Annotated in this window: 14 protein-coding genes; all 14 read left to right on the top strand. The window is 57.5% G+C overall.

Annotation, left to right across the window (positions count from 1 at the left end; genetic code table 11):
• The first annotated feature begins 574 nt into the window (after positions 1-574).
• The 14 genes from tssB to tssM all read left to right on the top strand — a co-directional run bounded on the left by tssB (position 575) and on the right by tssM (position 19,853).
• Positions 575-1,066, top strand: coding sequence for a type VI secretion system contractile sheath small subunit (tssB, locus tag KXD86_RS10135; RefSeq protein WP_218635903.1), 492 nt, complete (start codon positions 575-577; stop codon positions 1,064-1,066).
• 63 nt (positions 1,067-1,129) lie between these two features.
• The gene (gene tssC / locus KXD86_RS10130; protein WP_218635902.1) at positions 1,130-2,611 is read left to right on the top strand and encodes a type VI secretion system contractile sheath large subunit; all 1,482 of its coding nucleotides are present in this window, start codon (positions 1,130-1,132) and stop codon (positions 2,609-2,611) included.
• Complete coding sequence (gene tssE / locus KXD86_RS10125) at positions 2,612-3,043, top strand: type VI secretion system baseplate subunit TssE (RefSeq protein WP_218635901.1); 432 nt, start codon at positions 2,612-2,614, stop codon at positions 3,041-3,043.
• Between the two features lie 70 nt (positions 3,044-3,113).
• Positions 3,114-4,886 carry a type VI secretion system baseplate subunit TssF gene (gene tssF, locus KXD86_RS10120; protein WP_218635900.1) on the top strand — a complete coding sequence of 591 codons (1,773 nt, stop codon included), beginning with the start codon at positions 3,114-3,116 and terminating at the stop codon, positions 4,884-4,886.
• Positions 4,850-5,866, top strand: a complete 1,017-nt coding sequence (gene tssG / locus KXD86_RS10115; protein WP_218635899.1) for a type VI secretion system baseplate subunit TssG — start codon at positions 4,850-4,852, stop codon at positions 5,864-5,866. The genes tssF and tssG overlap by 37 nt, the downstream gene beginning before the upstream one ends.
• A gap of 24 nt (positions 5,867-5,890) precedes the next feature.
• The gene (gene tagH, locus KXD86_RS10110) at positions 5,891-7,210 is read left to right on the top strand and encodes a type VI secretion system-associated FHA domain protein TagH (RefSeq protein ID WP_218635898.1); all 1,320 of its coding nucleotides are present in this window, start codon (positions 5,891-5,893) and stop codon (positions 7,208-7,210) included.
• On the top strand, positions 7,207-7,740 hold the full coding sequence (gene tssJ / locus KXD86_RS10105; RefSeq protein WP_218635897.1) for a type VI secretion system lipoprotein TssJ: 534 nt from the start codon (positions 7,207-7,209) through the stop codon (positions 7,738-7,740). Before tagH ends, tssJ begins: the two co-directional genes overlap by 4 nt.
• Positions 7,740-9,074, top strand: a complete 1,335-nt coding sequence (gene tssK / locus KXD86_RS10100; RefSeq protein WP_218635896.1) for a type VI secretion system baseplate subunit TssK — start codon at positions 7,740-7,742, stop codon at positions 9,072-9,074. The genes tssJ and tssK overlap by 1 nt, the downstream gene beginning before the upstream one ends.
• Before the next feature lie 3 nt (positions 9,075-9,077).
• Entirely contained in the window at positions 9,078-9,905 is an 828-nt protein-coding gene (gene icmH, locus KXD86_RS10095; protein WP_218635895.1) for a type IVB secretion system protein IcmH/DotU, read from the top strand.
• Between the two features lie 10 nt (positions 9,906-9,915).
• Entirely contained in the window at positions 9,916-12,549 is a 2,634-nt protein-coding gene (gene tssH, locus KXD86_RS10090; protein ID WP_218635894.1) for a type VI secretion system ATPase TssH, read from the top strand.
• A 49-nt stretch (positions 12,550-12,598) separates the two neighbouring features.
• Complete coding sequence (locus tag KXD86_RS10085; RefSeq protein ID WP_218636793.1) at positions 12,599-14,167, top strand: sigma-54-dependent Fis family transcriptional regulator; 1,569 nt, start codon at positions 12,599-12,601, stop codon at positions 14,165-14,167.
• The gene (gene vasI / locus KXD86_RS10080) at positions 14,164-14,784 is read left to right on the top strand and encodes a type VI secretion system-associated protein VasI (RefSeq protein ID WP_218635893.1); all 621 of its coding nucleotides are present in this window, start codon (positions 14,164-14,166) and stop codon (positions 14,782-14,784) included. Before KXD86_RS10085 ends, vasI begins: the two co-directional genes overlap by 4 nt.
• A 19-nt stretch (positions 14,785-14,803) precedes the next feature.
• A complete protein-coding gene (gene tssA, locus KXD86_RS10075; protein WP_218635892.1) occupies positions 14,804-16,231 on the top strand; it encodes a type VI secretion system protein TssA in 1,428 nt (475 codons plus the stop codon).
• Between the two features lie 31 nt (positions 16,232-16,262).
• Positions 16,263-19,853: a type VI secretion system membrane subunit TssM gene (gene tssM, locus KXD86_RS10070; protein ID WP_218635891.1), complete on the top strand. Its 3,591-nt coding sequence runs from the start codon at positions 16,263-16,265 to the stop codon at positions 19,851-19,853.
• The last annotated feature ends 44 nt before the right edge of the window (positions 19,854-19,897 follow it).

Genomic DNA, 19,897 nt, shown 5'->3' with positions numbered 1-19,897 from the left:
GAAGTTCCTTATAATTTGTATCTAGTCCCCCCCTTTAAAAGGTCGGTAAACAGTCACGTTTAAATATTGATCTGCTAGCCATCCTGCTACTGATTTTTTGGTCAGGTAACAACTTCACTTTTTGATCTGCTAGAAACACGACTCGCAAAGTAATCCGTATCGCTACACGCAAACTAAATTGAAGGGTCTGGGTGAACATGAGTAAGCCTCAGACAGTTTGAGGGAAAAGGGCTCTCGTGGATATGCAAGTATTCGAAAATAGCGTTCTGCGCTGGAGGATTTAAAGCTCTGACTTGTGACTCCGCAGGGAGGCGCCAAATGGAGTTGACTTAAGGTTGAGTTTCTCCAAGCCTGGCGTTTCCGATCATTGCCGGAGTCTCCAAATTTCTCGGGGTTATGTCACCTCCGTTAGAGCCCGGCCAAACCTTGCCCGGGTGCACATTCTGACGAATTCCCGGCCAGTTTTTGCTTGAGAATGCCAGATGACCTGTGTAGAGTTGCGGGGCGTTGCGTGCCAGGAGGGCGCGTACAAGGGATTGAACAACTGTAAATGATTTGCACAGGGAGCAAGCGCATGTCATCGAAAGACGGTTCCGTCGCGCCTAAAGAGCGCATCAATATCAAGTATGTTCCAGCCACCGGGGATCAGCAGGCCGAAACCGAGCTTCCGCTGAAAATGTTCGTCGTTGGTGATTTCAAGGGGCATGCTGAAGAAACCCCCATCGAAGATAGAAAGGCGATTTCAGTCGACAAGAACAACTTCCGTTCTGTCATGAAAGAAGCTGATCTGAGCCTCTCCACCACCGTCTCCAATCAACTGGATGAAAGCGCCGATGACTTACCGGTGAACCTCAACATCCAGACTCTCGAAGACTTCTCCCCCGATAGCATTGCCCGTCAGGTTCCGGAACTTCAGAAACTGGTTGACCTGCGTGAGGCCCTGGTAGCCCTCAAAGGCCCCCTGGGTAACGTGCCATCGTTCCGCTCGAAACTGCAGGAGCTGCTGGACAACGAGCAGGCCCGGGAGAAGTTGTTGGCTGAATTGGAACTGGCCACCGGCGAGTAACGCCAATGCCGCCGGAGCGCGGCTCAAAATTCGAATGTCAATTACGTACTAAAGGGATGTGGTATGTCTGATACTGCTGTGCAGCAATCTGCTGCCTCCGAAACCGTTTCAGAAGGGTCCTTGCTGGATCAGGTCATGGCAAATAGCCGGATGGCACCTGCCGATGAAGGCTACGATGTGGCGCGAAAGGGTGTGGCTACGTTTATCTCCAACTTGCTGAAAAGTGATGAGAAGGGTCAGCCCGTCAACAAGGCTCTGGTCGACCAGATGGTCGTGGAGCTGGATCGCAAGATCAGCGCTCAGATGGATGAGATTCTGCACGCGCCACAACTACAGGAGCTGGAATCCTCCTGGCGTGGCCTGAAGCTCATGGTGGACCGCACCGATTTCCGCGAAAACATCAAGGTGGACATCCTGCATGTTACCAAAGCCGAGCTTCTCGAGGATTTCGAGTTCGCCCCGGATGTCACTCAGACGGGCTTCTACAAGCACATTTACGCCACCGAGTATGGTCAGTTCGGTGGGGAGCCCGTCGGAGCCGTTATCGGAAACTACGCCTTCACGCCCTCCACACCGGACATGAAGCTTTTGCAGTACGTTTCTTCGGTTGGGGCGATGGCTCATGCGCCGTTCCTGTCTTCCGTGGCCCCGTCTTTCTTCGGCGTTGACAGCTACCAGGAGTTGCCGGCAATCAAGGAATTGAAGGCCGTATTCGAGGGCCCGAAATACGCCAAATGGCGTTCACTGCGGGAGTCTGAGGACGCCCGGTACCTTGGTTTGACCTCGCCCCGGTTCCTGTTGAGGGTTCCCTACGATCCGACGGAGAATCCGGTGCGCAGCTTTAATTACAAGGAGGATGTATCCGCTGACCATGAGCATTACCTGTGGGGCAACACAGCTTATCTGCTGGCCACCCGCCTGACCGAAAGTTTTGCCAAGTATCGTTGGTGCCCGAATATTATCGGCCCGCAAAGCGGAGGCTCGGTGGAAGACCTGCCTGTACACCTTTTTGAATCCTTTGGTCAGCTTGAATCCAAGATTCCCACAGAGGTGTTGATCACCGACCGGCGTGAGTACGAAATGGCGGACGAAGGGTTCATCGCTCTCACCATGCGGAAGGGCAGCGACAATGCTGCCTTCTTCTCTGCAAACTCGGTGCAGAAGCCGAAGCAGTTCCCTAACACGAAGGAAGGCAAGGAAGCTGAGACCAATTACAAGCTGGGTACCCAGCTTCCCTACATGATGATCGTCAACCGGCTTGCGCATTACATCAAGGTACTTCAGCGAGAACAGATCGGCTCCTGGAAGGAACGTCAGGATCTGGAGCGAGAGCTGAACACCTGGATTCGCCAGTATGTTGCCGATCAGGAAAATCCGCCGGCGGACGTTCGCAGCCGCCGTCCACTGCGTGCGGCTCAGGTGACGGTATCTGACGTTGAGGGTGACCCCGGCTGGTATCAGGTTTCCCTCGCGGTTCGCCCCCATTTCAAGTACATGGGAGCGAACTTCGAGTTGTCCCTCGTGGGCCGCCTGGACAAGGACTAAATGAGTCCTTACGACGCTCTCCAGGGTATGGGCGGCAGCTTGTTCGAACGACTGGAGCAGGCTGCCGAACCCTCAGGGCAAGACATTGGCGAGCACAGCCATGTGCTGGAGTCTATCAAGCGCCATCTGGTTCGATTGCTCAATGCGCATCCCGGCAATAGCGCAAGTGCACCGGACCTCGGCTTGCTGGATTTCAACGATGCCACCCTTGGGACCCATGACCTCAATATCCAGATCCGGAGCGCTATTCGACGCTGCATAGAGAACTATGAGCCCAGGGTGCGGCGCGTCGATGTGGTGCCTTTGCCGCAGCAACAGGACCCGTTGCAGTTGCGTTTTCAGGTGACGGTCTATCTGAGAACGGATTCCGCGGACGATAAAACGACCATCGATCTGTTATTGGATGACAAGCGGTATTACCGCGTGGTTTAACCGGCATGGAAAAGAGGGGTGGGGATAAATCCCTGCGCTGCCTCTAGCCGGACATTGGTGTATGAGTTTTATGAAGTTAAACCGATTCTACAGGGATGAGCTGTCCTTCCTGCGGCTGCAGGGGCGAGAATTTGCGGAGGCGCACCCTCAACTGACCCGATTTCTTTCGGAGCAGAGCACTGACCCGGACGTTGAGCGCCTGTTGGAAGGCTTCGCGTTCCTGACGGGCAAGCTTCGAGAAAAGGTTGAAGACGAGTTTCCCGAGCTCACGCATTCCCTGCTGAACATGTTGTGGCCAAACTATCTTCGCCCGGTGCCCAGTTGCACCATCATGCGATTTGATCCGCAGTTGCATGCAATCAGTGAGCGTCAGCGGGTGCATCGCCACACCGAAATCAAGAGTCGGCCAGTGGGCGACGCTGCGCGGCAGACCCAATGTCGGTTTCGAACCTGCCGTCCGGTGGATGTGTTTCCAATGAGCGTTGCAGGTGCGCACGCGGAGCATTCTCGGGAAGTGTCTTCGGTCACCGTGGATCTGGCGCTTCACACCGATCAGCCTCTGACGGAACTGGGTCTGGGCACTCTGCGTTTTTACCTGGGCGGTGATAAACACTCCGCAGAAACTCTGTACCTTTGGCTTAATCACTATCTTAAGCGAATGGAACTGGTTGTCGGAGATGCTATCTACAACCTTCCCGCATCGCTGCTTCAACCAGTGGGATTCGGCTCCGAAGAGGCGTTGCTTCCCTACCCGAAAAACGCCTATCCGGGATATCGGATACTGCAGGAGTACCTGAGTTTTCCGGAAGCCTTCCATTTTGTGGATGTTCGGGGCCTTCAGGCCCGTTTGCCATCGGTTCAGGCGGACGAAATCAGCCTGCGTTTTCATTTCAATCGGATACTGCCACCCGACACCAGCGTCCGAACCGAAAGTCTTCAGCTGTACTGCACGCCCGCTGTCAATCTCTTCAGCCACGAAGGTGAACCGGTCGACTTGAGTGGGCGTCAGACCGAGTACCGCATCTCGCCCTCGGGCCGTTCGCCGGACCACTATGAGGTCTTCAGTATTGAGCAGGTAGAGGGCTGGCTGGAAGGTCGGTCCGGACGAGGTGAACCTCGCATCTATACGCCCTTCGAGAGCTTTCAGCATGAGGTGGAACGCGATCGTCGGCGGACCGCCCTGTATTACCGGATGCGGGCTCGCGAGAGTGTTCGGGGAGACGGCTTCGATCATTACCTCTCATTCGTGCGTGGTGATGAGTCTGAGTGCCTGAATCGTCAGGAGGCAGTGTCGCTGACCCTGACGTGTACCAACCGCCAACTGCCCCAGCAATTGGCGGTTGGCGAGGTTTGCATGGCCACGGAGAGTTCACCGGCATTTGCTTCGTTCAGCAATATCACCCGGCCGACGGCAACGCTGCGCCCGACGCTGGATGGCAGTCTCCTGTGGACCCTGATTTCAAATCTGTCGCTCAATTATCTGTCCATGCTCGATGTTGATGCGCTGCGTACGGTGTTACGAGTGTACGACTTCAGGGCATTGGTTGATCGACAGGCCCAAAGGGTGTCCCAGCAACGGCTTGCGGGTATCCGACAAATTGAAACCACGCCGGTAGACCGCATGGTGCGAGGATTACCGGTTCGGGGCATTCGGTCAGTGCTGGACCTTGATCAGAGTGGGTTTGCCTCAGAGGGCGACCTTTTCCTGTTCGGCACGGTGCTGAGCCAGTTTTTTGCGCTGTACGCGAGCATTAACGCGTTTCACCAACTGGATGTGGTGAACGTCGACAATCAGGAACGGTACACATGGACGTTACAGCAAGGTCAGCAGCCGCTGATGTAGCCGAGCTGCAACCCGTTCTGGGCAATGCGCGACGCTACAGTTTTTTTCAGCTGGTGGACCTGATTCACCGGCATCATGGCGACGATCTCGAGCGAGACGGAACTGACCAGCCCCGCCAGGAGCGCATTCGATTTTCCGCTTCCGCAGGCCTGGGTTTTCCGGGCAGCGATGTCGTGTCGGCGCTGTCGCCGGAGCACGAACATGCGCCTTATCAGATGGAAGTCAGCTTTCTGGGGCTGCACGGTTCGCAATCGCCGCTGCCGGGGTACTACCTGGAAGATCTGGCCTGGGAGGCCGGTCAGAGCCTGGGGGTACGTCGTCACTTTCTGGATTTCTTCAATCATCGTCTGGTGACGCTGTTTCATCGCAGTTGGCGAAAGTACCGCTATTACGTTCGTTTTCAGCCCGGTGCGTCAGACGGTTTTTCGGACCTGATTTTTTCCCTGGTTGGGCTCGGCGACAGCCGATTGAGGAATGCGACACCGCTGAACTGGTCGAAAATGCTCGCCTATGCCGGGCTGATGGCAGGGCGTAGTCGTTCACCGGAGGTTGTCAGCGGCATGGTGGCCCATTGCTTTGATCTGGACGATGTCAGCATTGAGCAGTGGGTGCTTCGCAGGGTCGCCATTGCCCAAGACCAGCAGACGCAGTTGGGGAAAGCCAATGCCGTGCTGGGCAGCAATACGCTCGTCGGTGATCGTGTGCGGGACCGCAGCGGCAAGTTCATTCTTCGTATCCGTAACCTGAGCCGTGAACGTTTCGCTGACTTTCTGCCCAATGGCTGTGAGCACGAGCGCCTCGTAAAACTCGTCGAGTTCGCCACTCGGGAGCAGCTTGCCTACGACCTCGAGTTGCAGATGCGACCTCAGGATGTTCGGGCCATCGAGTTGGGCAATGAGGTTCGACTTGGCTGGAATTCCTTCGTGACTCCGGAAAAGGCCCGCAGGCGCCCTGCGGTAAGAATTCAGATACGCCGGTGATGCCGGTTTAACAAGGAATCAGGTATGAACACTCGCCCGTCAATGCTTCTGAAGTTGACACTCACGAATCCGGCGGAAACGGGGAGTGGAGCGATCATTGAGCATTGCTTCGACGTCAGTGGTGGCTCAATCGGTACCGCAGCCAACGACACCTGGCAACTCTCGCCTCATCGTACCGGAGTGGTGGCTGGCCATGCCGAGATTCGCTTTATGGATGGGGGCTTTTGCCTGATCGATCGCAGCGGTCGGACGTTTATCAACAGCTCCAGTCAACCGCTTGGTCGGGGCCGACGGGCACGCCTGGAACATGGTGATACGGTGAAGGTTGGCCGGTATCACCTTCGTGCGGAACTGGCCGCCGGAGATAGGTCACATCACGGGGCAGATCCTGAGCCCGAGCATGATCAGCTGGTCAATGGTGACGTTGTCGAACCAGACAAAGTGTCTGTTCATGAGAAGGAAGCGGCCGTGGAAGGGAAAGAGCCGCTGGAAGGCCTTGACCCGGCCATTGGAATGGATGACACCAACGATCCGCTGAATCCCTGGCGAAGGGAACTCGCGGGAGAGCAGGGGACGGAATTGTCGCTTATGGCTGATGACCCCACGTGGGTGGCGGGTGCTGCTGCAGTAACGGATGAATATCGGGAAAACCGCGACGTTGCGATGGGGCTTCCGATCAGAACATCAGGGAGAGATAGAATGCCAGACTCACGATCTGTTGCTGGTTATCACAGGAATTCCGATACGAGTCGAAAACACATCAGCGGTGCACCGCTGATGCGGGGCATGGAAACGGAGCTGGAGTTCGTTAGCAGCGACGAAATGCAGCTATTCATGGAGGAGGCAGGGCAAACACTCAAAGCCACGGTCGAGGGGCTGCTTGCTTTGCATCAATGTGAAGACAGTCGCCATCAGGCCCTCCGTACCAGGCTCCAGCCGATCGAAGATAATCCGCTGCGGTTGGGTGCCGATTACCAGGACACGGTACAAACCCTGTTTGCCAGTCAGCGCAGCCCGGTACACCTGTCAGCGCCAGCCGCCATTAGAGAGAGTCTGGAAAGTCTTAACCACCACCAGTTGGCGACCCAATCGGCCATCCGTGAGGCCCTCGCCGCAATTCTGCACGCATTCTCGCCGGATGCCCTGCTGCGCCGCTTCCACGGATATCGTCGAGGGCTGGGACAGAGTGAAGATGAGGGCCGCTGGGCCTGGGACATGTATCAGAACTACTACCGTGAACTGAAATCCAGTCGTCAGCAGGGCTTTGAACGTCTCTTTCAGGAGGTGTTCGACCAGGCTTACGACCAACACTTGCGCCAATTACAGAGGGAGGATCTGTTGTGAAGATCTGCAAATGGAGTTTGCTGGCGATAACCCTTGTGCTGGCAGGATGCAGCACGCCTTACAACGCGGTGACCAAGACCGCGAAAGTTCTCTGGGATCCCGACATACCGGTGGGGTACCCGGAAGACCTGCCCAGCCGGGTTGACCTGACCATGGTAGCGGAACCCGACGTTAACCCGAATGAATCGCTGGCGCCGACCCCGATTGCCTTCCAGATTATTGAGATGCGGGATAGCTCGTTGCTGATGGCCGGTGACTTTGACTCGCTCCTGAACAATCTCGACGAATCGTTGGGCCAGAACTACGTGGACCACAGTGATTATTCGCTTGTGCCTGGTCAGTTCAAGTTCGTTGAGCCCTTCGAGATCAGTGAAGACACCCGCTTTGTTGGCGTGATTGCCTTTTACGCCTACCCCAACCTGTCCCAATGGAAAAAAGTGGTGAAGGTGGACCCCCTTGGTGGCCGGTACCATCTGCTCGTCAACCTGCGAGAGCGGGAAGTACAGCTGAAGCGTTCGGACGAGTCCTGATGGCGGTTACCAATCGAGTCGTCTGGAGTGACGGCCTGTTCATAAAGCCTCAGCACTTCCAGCAACAGCAGCGCTATCTGGAGCATCAGATCAATGAGCGCGCATTGGCCGTCTCGGACTTTCTTTACGGCTTTAGCGATCTTGAGCTGAATGATGAATACCTGAGTTTCGGTAGCATCGGTCTGGTCCGGGCCGCGGGCTTTTTCCCCGACGGCACTCGGTTCAACCTTTCCCAGGACGATGCCATGCCGGAACCGCTGGAAATTGGCGACGCTTCCGTGGCCAATCAGGTGGTTTACCTCGCGATTCCACTCGGCAGCGATTCCCTGGCGGAGGTGCAGTGGCCGGATACGTCAACAACAGGGCGGTTCCGGGCTGCAAGTGCGGAGATACGAGACCTGCACTCGGTTGACGGAGATGCCCACTCCATTGACGTCGCCCGGGTCGCCCCGCGGTTGATGTTGGAGCGGGAGGATCGCAGCGCCTATGCCGCCCTGGCAGTTGGGCGAATTCTGGAAAAGCGGCCAGATGGCAGCCTCGTCCTCGACTCCCATTTTGTACCGACGATGTTGAGTGTACGGGCTGCGCCCCGGCTTCAGCGCTTTGTGGGCGAAATGGCGGGCTTGATGCGCGAGCGGGCAAAGAACATCGCTGAACGCGTGGGTGCGCCAAGCCAGGGCGGCGTGGCCGATGTGGCCGATTTTATGCTGCTTCAGATGCTTAACCGCGCCCACCCGAAGTTCATGCACCTGGCCCGCTTGCGTCAGCTCCATCCGGAGCGACTGTACGAAGCCATGCTGGAACTGTGCGGTGAGCTGGTTACCTTCACCGACGAAAATCGATTGCCCCGAGAATATTCAGCCTACGACCACGACTTGCCAGAGGTCTGCTTTACCCCGCTGATGCAGGTTCTTCGTCAGTCCCTGAGTACAGTATTGGAGCCGCGGGCACTGGCCATTCAATTGCAGGAACGGCAATACGGTCTCACGGTTGCCCCGTTGCAAGACAGTCAACTGGTGCGTGACGCCGAGTTTATTCTGGCCGTGAAAGCAGATTTGCCGCTGGACGACCTGCGCAAGCAGTTCACCCAGCAGTGCAAGGTGGCCTCGGTGGAAAAGATCCGCGATCTCATCAGCCTGCAGTTACCGGGCATTCCGTTGACGGCATTACCGGTAGCGCCGCGGCAGCTTCCTTACCATGCCGGATTTGTTTACTTCCGACTGGATGACCAGAGCCAGGCTTGGCAAATGCTCGACAACGCAAGTGGCTTCGCCTTCCACGTGGCCGGAAGTTTCCCCGGCATGGAAATGCAATTTTGGGCAATAAGGAGCTAATTCATGGCAGATGCGCAGGTAATGGATTTACCCAATGGTGGTATGGACACTGGCAGCAGTGCATTCAGCGATTTGATGTTTGCCGATGTCTCCGAACGCTCCGCGTCCTCCGCCAGTGGCTTCGCCAACGAACAGTTTCAGCTTCGAGGACTCGAGGATAACCGGCTCATAGATGCGGCTACGCCACTGCTTGGTCTGGTAATCCGTGTGCGCCGGCTGACTGAGTTTGGTGACGTGGAGGGCCTGTACCGGCAAGTCGTCGACGAAGTAACGGCAGTGGATCGGGAACTCATTGAACAGGGCTATGAGCGACCAACGGTGGTGGCCTATCGCTATGTACTGTGTGCCTTTATCGACGAAGCGGTGCTTGGCACTGATTGGGGAGCGCACAGCGTATGGTCTCAACACTCTCTGTTGTCCCGGTTCCACAACGAAACCTGGGGTGGGGAAAAGGTGTTCGCCATTCTGGGCCGCATGGAGCGGGAACCCGCCCGCTATCGGGATATGCTGGCTTTCATTCACCTGTGCCTGTCACTTGGTTTTGAAGGCCGTTACAAGGTAATGGAAAACGGTCGCGATGAGTATGAAGCGATCGTTCAGGGGTTGTACGAACAGCTCAAGAATCAGCGAAAAAGCGACGAGCCAGGCCCCTTGTCGGATGCCCTGAGCAACGTCACACCAGCCCGTAACCGACTGCGAAGTGGCCTGCCTCTGTGGGGCATTGCCGGGTTCTTTGTTGCGGCAATGGTGGGCGTTTACACCCTCTATAGCATGGCGCTGGATGATCGCATCAAGGATGTGCTCAGCGTTCTGGAACAACTACCGAAATAAGGACATCACTGTGATTCGGGTAGAACTGCCGGCGCTAATCGAGCGCCTGAATGAAATTTGCCGTCTGGGAATGGAATCCTCGGCAGCACTCTGTATCAGCCGCCAGGGCGCTGAAATTACCCCTGCACACCTCCTGTTCAAACTTCTGGAATCTCCCTTTTCCGACGTTCGTCAGATTCTTGAACGCAGTGGCATCAACCATCAGGAGCTTCAGGCACTCATTGGCGATAGCTTGAACGGTGAGCGTCAGACCGCGGAGCCCTATCCCACGTTTTCGCCGTTGCTGATTGAGCTACTGCAAGACGCCTGGCTGCTGGCTTCCGCGGAACTCGGTCACACAGAGCTGCGCTCCGGGGTAATTTTTCTGGCGCTGTTGTTGAACGCCGATCGCTACCTGATGCCGACGGTTGCTCGGGCGGTGAGGGACATCAATCGCGAGGACCTGCGCCGTAAGTTCGATGCTCTGACCCAGGGATCAACGGAACAGCCGGTGTTCGGTGGGGGTGAGGTTGATCAATCTGCTCCGGTTGCAGATATGGATCCGCTTACCCGTTACGCGACCGATTTCACCCGATTGGCCCGTGAGGAAAAGCTGGATCCGGTCGTTTGCAGGGACGCTGAAATCGACCAGATGATCGATATCCTGTGTCGACGGCGTAAAAACAATCCCATTGTGGTTGGAGACGCAGGGGTTGGAAAGAGCGCAGTCGTGGAGGGGTTGGCATTGCGCATCGTACGCGGTGACGTACCGGAACGACTGGAAAACGTCGAACTCTGGACCCTCGATTTGGGGGCGTTACAGGCGGGTGCGTCGGTCAAAGGCGAATTCGAGAAGCGTCTCAAAGGGGTGATCGATGCAGTGAAAGCCTCCACCACGCCAATAATGCTGTTCATTGATGAGGCTCATACCCTGATCGGCGCGGGCAACAGCGAGGGTGGCGCGGATGCGGCCAACTTGCTCAAGCCAGCTCTGGCCCGCGGTGAATTAAGGACGATTGCTGCGACAACGTGGCGCGAGTACAAGAAATACTTTGAAAAGGATCCGGCATTGAGTCGCCGTTTTCAGCCGGTGACCCTGGACGAACCCAGTCCTGCTCAAGCGCTCCACATCCTTCGTGGACTGCGAACCGTGTACGAAAAAGCGCATGGCGTTCTGATTGCCGACAGCGCATTAAGAGCGGCCGCTGAGATGTCCGCCCGTTATCTGGTCGGACGGCAATTGCCCGATAAAGCGATCGATGTCCTGGACACCGCCTGTGCCAGGGTCAGCCTGAATCTGAGTACGCCCCCTCGCCGCCTGAGCCATCTGCGCAGTGAGCTTCACCAACTCGCTATGGAGCAGGAGCTCATGACGCGTGAGCTTACGCTCGGCCAGGCTGTGGATGCTGGCCGGGACGCTGAACTCAAGGACCAGTTAGTCAGGTTGAATGCGGAAGCGGCGGACGTCGAACAACGCTGGAATACCCAGCGAGAGCTGGTCGCCCGCCTGGTGCAAATCCGCGAGGAGCTGCTCACGGAGGCGGGCACTGACGAGTTCTCCGCTAACCGTATCAATGAGACGGAGCGTCAAGAGCATCCAGCCCTTTGCGACGAAGCCGCCGCTGTCGAGCAGGAACTTGCGGTGATGCAGGCCGACGACCCACTGGTACATGCCCGGGTTGATGCCCGGCAGGTGGCGGCAGTGATTGCCGACTGGACAGGCATTCCCGTGAACCGAATGACCGTCGATGAACTGCAGACCATCACCCATCTGCCGGACTACTTGAAGGCTCAGATCAAAGGTCAGGATCAGGCGATCGAACGCCTGCATCAGCACCTGCTTACTGCCCGTGCTGATCTCCGTCGGCCGGGCCGACCGATGGGCGCATTTTTGCTGGTAGGTCCCAGTGGCGTTGGTAAAACCGAAACCGTGGTCCAGCTTTCGGAGTTGCTGTACGGCGGTCGTCAATTTCTCACCACCATCAACATGTCCGAATACCAGGAAAAGCACACGGTTTCCCGTCTGATTGGCTCACCGCCCGGTTATGTTGGTTACGGAGAAGGGGGCATCCTGACCGAGGCCATTCGCCAGAAACCTTATTCCGTCGTGCTGCTGGACGAGGTGGAGAAAGCACACCCCGAGGTGCTCAACCTGTTCTATCAGGCGTTTGATAAGGGAGAGCTGGCCGATGGCGAAGGCCGATTGATCGATTGCAGGAACGTGGTGTTCTTCCTGACCTCCAACCTTGGGTATCAAACAATTGTCAGTCATGCGGGGACTCCGGAGAGACTTGAGGAAGCGCTGTATCCGGAATTGGCAAACTTCTTTAAGCCGGCGTTACTGGCAAGAATGGAAGTTCTGCCGTACATGCCGCTGGATCAAGACACACTGAATCGAATCGTCGCCGACAAACTGGATCGTCTGGCGATTCAGATCGGTGAGCGGTATCAGACCGAGGTGGTGCTGGAAGAAGGGCTTGTGGAAGCTATCCGCAGTCGCGCGATTCGAAGTGAGAACGGCGCACGAATGCTGGAGTCGATCATGGAAGGTGAGCTGTTACCGCCGGTTTCACTGGCGCTGCTGGAGAAGCTGGCACTCAGGGAACCGGTTGTGAAAGTGACGTTGGGTGTTTCCGACCAGGGATTTTCGGGAACTGTTGTTTAAGGAAAACGGATAAGAAAACCGGAACGTTTAGGGACGAATTATGGGACGGATGCAGACGGAACTGCACACCGGCATCGATCTGGCGGTTGAGCTAATTCAGCAGGAAACATTGCCGGCGTTGCTGAAAACCGCGACGGCGCAGCTTAGAAAGACCTTTGGCCTGACCCGTTGCTGGGCACTGGAGCTGGATCTCAGTGGCCGGACCTTACACTGTGATGAGCTGCCGGAGCAGGCCGAATTCGACTGCAATGACTTTAGCCACCCCTTCAGTCATATCCTGCAAACCGGGCGGGCTCGGGAGCTCTCTCGGGCGGCAAGCTATCGGCTCGATCATTCCGGCTTTCAGGCACTCTTTGAGGCCAGCGAACGTCCCCGCTCGTTCTGGATTGAACCCCTGACCGGCGCTGATGGGCGCATGCTCGGCATGCTGGTTCTGTGCCGGGATGAGTCGGATTGGGAGGGTATTACGGCACAGCCATTGTTCGGTGGCCTCAGACAACTGCTGGCTCATCAATGGGTGAGTCAGTTGCAGAGCCGCGACCAAATCTGGCAACGGCGTTTGCTCAAGCGCTCTCTGGATAACCTGCACGATACGGAAACCGTTCGCCGGCATTGTGAACGGTTATCCCGGACCCTCGTCGGCAATTCTGTCGCCATGACCCAGTTGCGAACCCAAGTCGTTCGCGCGGCCGGCAGCATGCTCTCGGTGCTGGTTCAGGGAGAAACCGGTTGTGGCAAAGACGTCGTCGCCCGGGGGATCCACGAACTCTCGGATCGCGCTGATGGCCCCCTGGTTGTCGTCAATTGCGCCGCAATCCCGGATACCCTGCTGGAAAGCGAGTTGTTCGGACACACCAAGGGCGCGTTTTCCGGCGCCTACCAGTCCAAGGACGGTCTCCTGGCCCAGGCTGACGGGGGGACGTTGTTCCTGGATGAAATTGGCGATATGCCAATGGCGTTGCAGTCGAAACTCCTCCGCGTGCTGGAAAGCCGACAATTCAGGCCGCTCGGCGCTCGGGACGAACGGCGTTCCGATTTCCGGTTGGTTGCCGCCACGCATCAGCCTCTCCAGCAGCGAATCGAGGCCGGTAACTTTCGTCGGGATCTGTTCTACCGACTGGGCCAATTCCCCTTGCGGGTGACGTCATTACGGGAACGGCCGGAAGATCTTGAATCCCTCAGTCGCCATTTCATTCACCTCTACACAGAAAGAGAAGGTACCGGCCCCCTGGGGATTAGCAGTCATGCATTGCACAGGCTCGCTGGTTATGACTTTCCGGGCAATGTTCGGGAATTGAGGAACATCATTGAGCTGGCCTGCCTGCAGACGCCGGCAGGCGACGATATTCAGCCCGAGGTACTCCGCCTGGAGGATCCGTTTGGCGAGCCGGATCTGCTCGGACCTACAGCCGTGGTGGAGCCGAAGCCAATGCCTGGTGTGCCGGGAAGCAAGGATATCCGGGATCTTAAGTCGGCATCGCAGGCGTTCGAGGCTGCGGTCATTCGGGAGCGCCTTCAGCAGTACGGTGGCAATCGGGCCCAGGCGGCAGAGAGTCTGGGCCTACCCAAACGCACGCTGGCTCACAAGTGTTTGAAATACCGGGTGAACGAGCTATGACAGCGTCACGAAGCTTGCTGTTGATGCTGATCGTTGCGCTTGCGTCGCCCGCCGTCATGGCAAACCGCCTGGACGCGGCTCAAGCCTGCGCGAGCGAACCTCAGCGGCTCAAACGCCTTGCCTGCTTCGATGATGTTTTCGGTACCCAAATTGAGAATGCCGAGGCCTCGCCAGCTCCGGATGTACACCGTCCTGAGCGCTGGCGCCAGGCATACGCCCAGGCGGTCGACAGCCTGTCGGTCGTCTATCGCAACACCGGCCAGGTTGCAGGGCACCTCGTGACCATACCGGCTCTCGGGGTCAGACCACCGCGTCCCTTGTTGGTGCTCCAGTGCCACAACAACATTACCGAATTGGCTCTGATGTTGCCGGAAGCCGTCAAACTGGAGCGCGTTGAGATTGGAATCGGAGGTGCACGGTCGGATTGGCGAGTCCGGGACAACGGATTCCTGATCAGTGGGGGGCGGGGTTTACCCGCTATCCGGACGGTTAGTGCAATTGAATCGGCGTCCGACATCAGCCTGCAGGCCAGTGGCGGGGATCTGGATGGCCTGGTGTTTGACCTTTCCGGCTTTCACGCCGCCATTCGTCCGTTACGCGCCGCTTGTGGCTGGTAACTGCAAAGAGGATACGATTGTGCAGGTAATTGAAGAGCACCCCTATGTGGATCAGGTCCTGGCACCTCTGGATGGCGAATCGGGGGTGGGGGAAGCCCTTGGGGACGATGTCGTCTTCGAGTTCCTGGAAAACGAGATCATGAAAATGGGCTCATTGGCCCACAGCGATATCGACTGGCCCAAGGTGGAAAACGAGGCCTTAAAGATCCTGTCAGACAGAAGCAAGGACCTGAAAGTTCTGGGGTTCTTGATGCTGAGCCTGCAACGAGGCGGCGATGGTGAACGGTTTGCCTTGTCCCTTTTCCTGCTGCACCGGGTGATGGATAGCTGGTGGACCAGTGCCTGGCCCTATCCTGGTGACCGGGGAAAGCGCGCGCGAACGTTGATGTTCAACCAGATGTTGCAGCGTGCCGGCAACAGCATTGAGGGTCTGGCTTTTGACGGGAGTGTTGGTGACGGTCGTGGCTTTTGCCTGAACCTGGTGGATAAGCTTCTATCCCAGGCAGAAGCGCTTGAATTGCCTGGAAATTTGCTGCTGGATCTGAAACGAGCGCTCGAGAGGCTACCACGCGTGAATGAGGCCGGTGCGGAACCCGAGAGGTCGGTCCCGTCGCCAACGCCCACCTCGGCAGCCACAGAGAGCGTGGTGTCTTCCAGCAGCGCGGGTCTTGGTTCCGTCACGTTGGATCCGGGTAACGAGCGAGCGACCCGACAAAGTCTGCTCAGGGTCGCGGATTTGCTGACGGAGACGGAACCGGCCAGCCCGCTGGGTTATCGACTGCGGCGTTATGCCATTTGGTCCAGCATCACGAGTCTGCCACCCACCCGGGATGGTAAGCGCACGGATCTCGCTGCCGTTAGCCCTGATCGAGTGTCTGACTATCGCGAGAGTCTGGAAAAGGCGCCTGACCATGAGCTCTGGAAACGTATCGAGCTGAGCCTGTCGGTGAGCCCCTTTTGGCTGGACGGTCATTGGTTGAGCGCAATGGTGGCTTCCGCGCTGGGGCATGACGCCTGCGCCGACGCTATTCGTGAGGATCTGAGAGGCTTCATCCAACGCCTGCCACAATTGCCTGAACTGACCTTTAACGATGGTACGCCCTTTTTGTCGAACGATGGCGCCGACTGGCTGTGGGCCGCACCTTCGCGAGTTGCCACGGGCGGTGGCGGGGCGAGCTCCTGGGACTTGGCCTATGAAACGGCGATGGAGCTGATTCCCAAAAAGGGTTTGGCGGCCGCTATGCAAGTGATGGAGGAAGGGCTGGTCGAGGCTCGCGAACCGCGCGAGCAATTCTACTGGCGCCTGGCGAACGCGCGACTGCTCCGTGAGGCCGGGCTTAAGACGCTGGCCGCTCAACAGTTTCAGGACCTGTATCAGCAGGTTCAGGGACGGGCGCTAGAGGACTGGGAACCGGCACTGATCAAACAGTTGCAGAGACTGGCCTGATCACTCGATTTATCAAGGATGAACTGCAGGAATGGACACCATGTGGAGAAAAGGATTACTCGTTGGTCGTTGGCTGCTGCCGCACCTTCAAAAGGCTGCACCGGTCATGCTGGCACTGGGGGTGGTCGCCCTCGTGGTGGCGACATGGTGGCTCGGTCCGAATTGGTCAATCAACGGCGAATATCCGCTGGCCGCCTGGCAGATGCGGGCCCTGGTAACGCTGGGCGTGATCCTCGTTGTCGCCATGATGTGGGGCGCTATTCTGGCCCGTCGTCTGCGCATCGTGAATTTGGCCAAAGCAGATGAGCAACAGGAACGCGAGGACCCAATCCTGCCGTTGGAGCGAAAGCAGCAGCGGCTTCTCGATCGTCAACTCACGGCACTGAAGAGCAACCTTACGGGTCGGAAGGGACTCTACCGTTTGCCCTGGTACCTGGTGATGGGCCTGGAGGATGCCGGCAAAACCAGTCTGATCCAGCGCTCGGGTCAGACCTACACACTGACGAATGTCACCCGTAACAATCACACCGATCGCAACCCCTTCGGTTTTGACTGGTGGATCGGCGATGACGGGGTGCTGATTGATCCGGACGGAGAGCTTCTCAGCCACCACGGAGAGGGTGCAAGCTCAGAGCTGCAGCGTCGTCTGTGGCATCATTTTCTTCGTTGGCTGGAGCGGAATCGCCCTCAGCGTCCGCTGAATGGCGTCGTACTGACGGTGGATCTGGCCAAACTGAGTATGGCCAGTGAGCCGGATCGAAAAGCCCATGCGATCCGTCTTCGCACTCGATTGCGAGAGTTAATGGAACAGTTGGGTTCCCGCCTGCCGGTTTACGTGAGCTTCACCAAGCTCGACCTTCTCTACGGTTTCGATCCATTGGTCAGAACGCTCAGCAAACAGGAGAAGGACCGGGCACTGGGCTTCACCTTCGAACTGAACGTCGAGGCTGGCAATGATGACTGGCTCATCGAATTCTCGAAACGATTCAGTGCCTTGGTTGCGGAGCTGTCGGAGCGTCTACCCGATGTCCTGGCGAAAACCCGTGATGCCGAGTCAAGGGCGGCCGCCTACTCCTTCACTCGGCAGCTGGCCGGTCTTAAACCAGTCCTGGAACAGTTTCTGGTTGACGTACTTTCCTCGGATGCCTTTTCCACGCCGGCGTTGGTGCGCGGCACCTACTTCACGTCGGTTCTGCAGGAAGGCGTTCCCGAGGATGCATTTGTCTCCGCCGCTGCCGCCAACTATCGCATGGCCAATCCAATTCAGCCTGCGCAACGTTCTGGACCCACGGCCAGCCTGTTCACCCGCTCACTCTTCCCGCAGATTATTTACCGGGAAGCCGGTCTTGCCGGAGACAATCAAAAGCTTACTCGACGGCGCCGGCGTCAGGTTGTTACAGCGATGGTGGTTGCCCTCTGTGCCGGAATCGGCATGACCGCGGGTTGGCAACATTACTTCATAAAAAATGCGGAAGCCGCGGCCCAGGTAGAAGATCGGGTTCGGCGTTTTCTTGATAACTGGCAACCTGTGGGTTTCGAACCCGATAACACCGGCCGTAGTTTGCTGGAGCCCCTGAATGAGCTTCGAAACGCAACACTGGCATTTGGTGATCATCGTGACCAATGGTCATGGACGACGGATTTGGGATTGTACCAGGGGCACCTTGTGGGTCCGGCTGTGGAGGCCTCATACCTCGATATGCTGTCTTACCAGTATTTGCCGGCAGTCATGTTTGGCGTGATGGCAGAGATGGGCGAGGCGACAGAGGGGGACGCTGATCGTCTCGATCACTTGCGGGTCCTTCGGATGCTTTACGATGCCAGTGGGCGTCGTAGTGATATCGTCGTCGAGTACATGGGCGATTTCTGGCAGAGTAGATTCCCGGGTCAGAAAGACCTGCAGCAGCGTTTGATGGCACACCTCAAATACGCCATGGCACATACCGATCTCGGTGCACGCGCAAGTGCCGGGGATGATACTGCCAGGATGGCTTTGGCGCCCTTCCAGAGCAGCGTGGAGTGGGCCCAGCATGAGTTGGGTCGAATGGCGACACCGGAGCGTGTCTACCGTGATCTTGAAGCTGATGCCAACCGGGAATTCCGAGCGCCGCTAGATCTGGCTCGCACGTCTGGCCCTGCATTCAGTGCGGTGTTTGAACGCGTTGATGAGTTTGGTGAGCCGGTGGCCGAACAGAGGGCTGAGCATTCTGACCCATTGGTCATCCCTGCACTTTTGACGCGGGAAGGTTTAGAGAAGTGGTTTCTCCGGAAATCGGATTCGGTCACAGAGCTGGCTTTGGTGGATGCCTGGGTTTTGGGACGCCGGGATGACGTGAATTTCAGCCAGGCTGACGAAGCGAAACTCCGAGCCAAGCTCCAGACGCTTTACGCTGACCACTACTCGAATGCCTGGCGTCTCGCGTTGAGCCGGGTGGACGTCCATCGGTTTGAAGATCTTAATCACGGAGTTCGGATTCTTGAGAGCCTGACCAGTGGCCATCAGCCGCTGGCTCAACTGCTGGACCAGGTGGAGCGCAACACGCGTCTGATTCCGGCCGAGGGGGACAGTCAGCCGGCCGTGAAGTCGCTTTTTGAACAGTCCCCCCATTTCCCGATGCTCAAGGAGATTGAGCGTCAATTCGCGGACCTGAACCAGCTCAGTCGACGGGAGGGCGACCAGCCTACCGGTCTGGACCAGGTCATGGCCGTCGTCGTCGAACTCTATGAGTACATGCGCAATATCCAGGAATCGCCGGACAGGGGAAAGGCCGCCCTGGCGGCTGCCCGGGCCAGAATCGGGTTACAAGGGGCGGATCCCATCTTCACCTTGCAGCGCATGGCCGATCATCAGCCTGAGCCGCTGAACCGTCTACTGGTGCGGCTGGCGAATGAGAGCTGGCGGGTTCTGCTGGACCAGGCCGTCGCGCAACTTGAGCGTGAATGGTATCGAGAGATCTACCAGCCATTTCAGCAGAACCTGGCCCGGCATTACCCCTTCAGCCCGGATGCCGCCCGGGACGTTGCACTGCAGGATTTCGAGCGTTTCTTTGGTCCTGATGGTGTGCTGGATACCTTCTATAAAAACAACCTCAAATTGTTCCTGGAAGACCATCCGGAACAGGTTGGCGATGCCAACCGGGCCGGACTGGTGAGGCGCGACGTTCTCGCGTCGCTTGATAAGGCAGAGCGAATCCGTCGCGCCTATTTCACCCGCGGAGGAAGCCTGGATGTCGAGTTCGCACTAGAGCCGCTGAATCTCTCGGCCAATAAGCGACGTAGTGTCGTCAATCTGGATGGCCAGCTTGTGGAATTCAGCCATGGCCCGCGGCAAAGTATTCCACTGGTCTGGCCGAATACCCTGCGGGACACGGTCGAAAGCCGTATTACCCTTGTGCCGATTCAGGTCAATCGGTCGCCGCGGAGCATTTCTGAGAACGGGCCATGGGCCTTGTTCAAGTTACTCGATGAGGCAGACATCACTGGTGTCAGCGGCAGTGCCGTGGACGTCCGGTTTCAGGTGGACGATGGTGAAATGCGTTATCGCTTGCATGCGGCCAGCAACACCAACCCGTTCACACAGCAGTTGCTGGCGGGGTATCGCCTGCCCCGCAGCTTGTATTAGACTGGCGTCGCTTCGGGGGTGACCGAGCCTCACCCCGGGCGCCA

The sequence above is a fragment of the Marinobacter arenosus genome (assembly GCF_019264345.1).
In the GTDB taxonomy this organism is placed as follows: domain Bacteria; phylum Pseudomonadota; class Gammaproteobacteria; order Pseudomonadales; family Oleiphilaceae; genus Marinobacter; species Marinobacter arenosus.
This window is presented reverse-complemented; position numbering and strand designations above follow the sequence as displayed.

Bases quoted from the DNA above. Each gene is read 5' to 3' on its own strand.
- tagH (WP_218635898.1), top strand. From the start codon at position 5,891: ATGAACACTCGCCCGTCAATGCTTCTGAAGTTGACACTCACGAATCCG.
- tssC (WP_218635902.1), top strand. From the start codon at position 1,130: ATGTCTGATACTGCTGTGCAGCAATCTGCTGCCTCCGAAACCGTTTCA.
- tssM (WP_218635891.1), top strand. From the start codon at position 16,263: ATGGACACCATGTGGAGAAAAGGATTACTCGTTGGTCGTTGGCTGCTG.
- vasI (WP_218635893.1), top strand. From the start codon at position 14,164: ATGACAGCGTCACGAAGCTTGCTGTTGATGCTGATCGTTGCGCTTGCG.
- tssE (WP_218635901.1), top strand. From the start codon at position 2,612: ATGAGTCCTTACGACGCTCTCCAGGGTATGGGCGGCAGCTTGTTCGAA.
- tssK (WP_218635896.1), top strand. From the start codon at position 7,740: ATGGCGGTTACCAATCGAGTCGTCTGGAGTGACGGCCTGTTCATAAAG.
- KXD86_RS10085 (WP_218636793.1), top strand. From the start codon at position 12,599: ATGCAGACGGAACTGCACACCGGCATCGATCTGGCGGTTGAGCTAATT.
- tssB (WP_218635903.1), top strand. From the start codon at position 575: ATGTCATCGAAAGACGGTTCCGTCGCGCCTAAAGAGCGCATCAATATC.
- tssG (WP_218635899.1), top strand. From the start codon at position 4,850: ATGGACGTTACAGCAAGGTCAGCAGCCGCTGATGTAGCCGAGCTGCAA.
- icmH (WP_218635895.1), top strand. From the start codon at position 9,078: ATGGCAGATGCGCAGGTAATGGATTTACCCAATGGTGGTATGGACACT.
- tssF (WP_218635900.1), top strand. From the start codon at position 3,114: ATGAAGTTAAACCGATTCTACAGGGATGAGCTGTCCTTCCTGCGGCTG.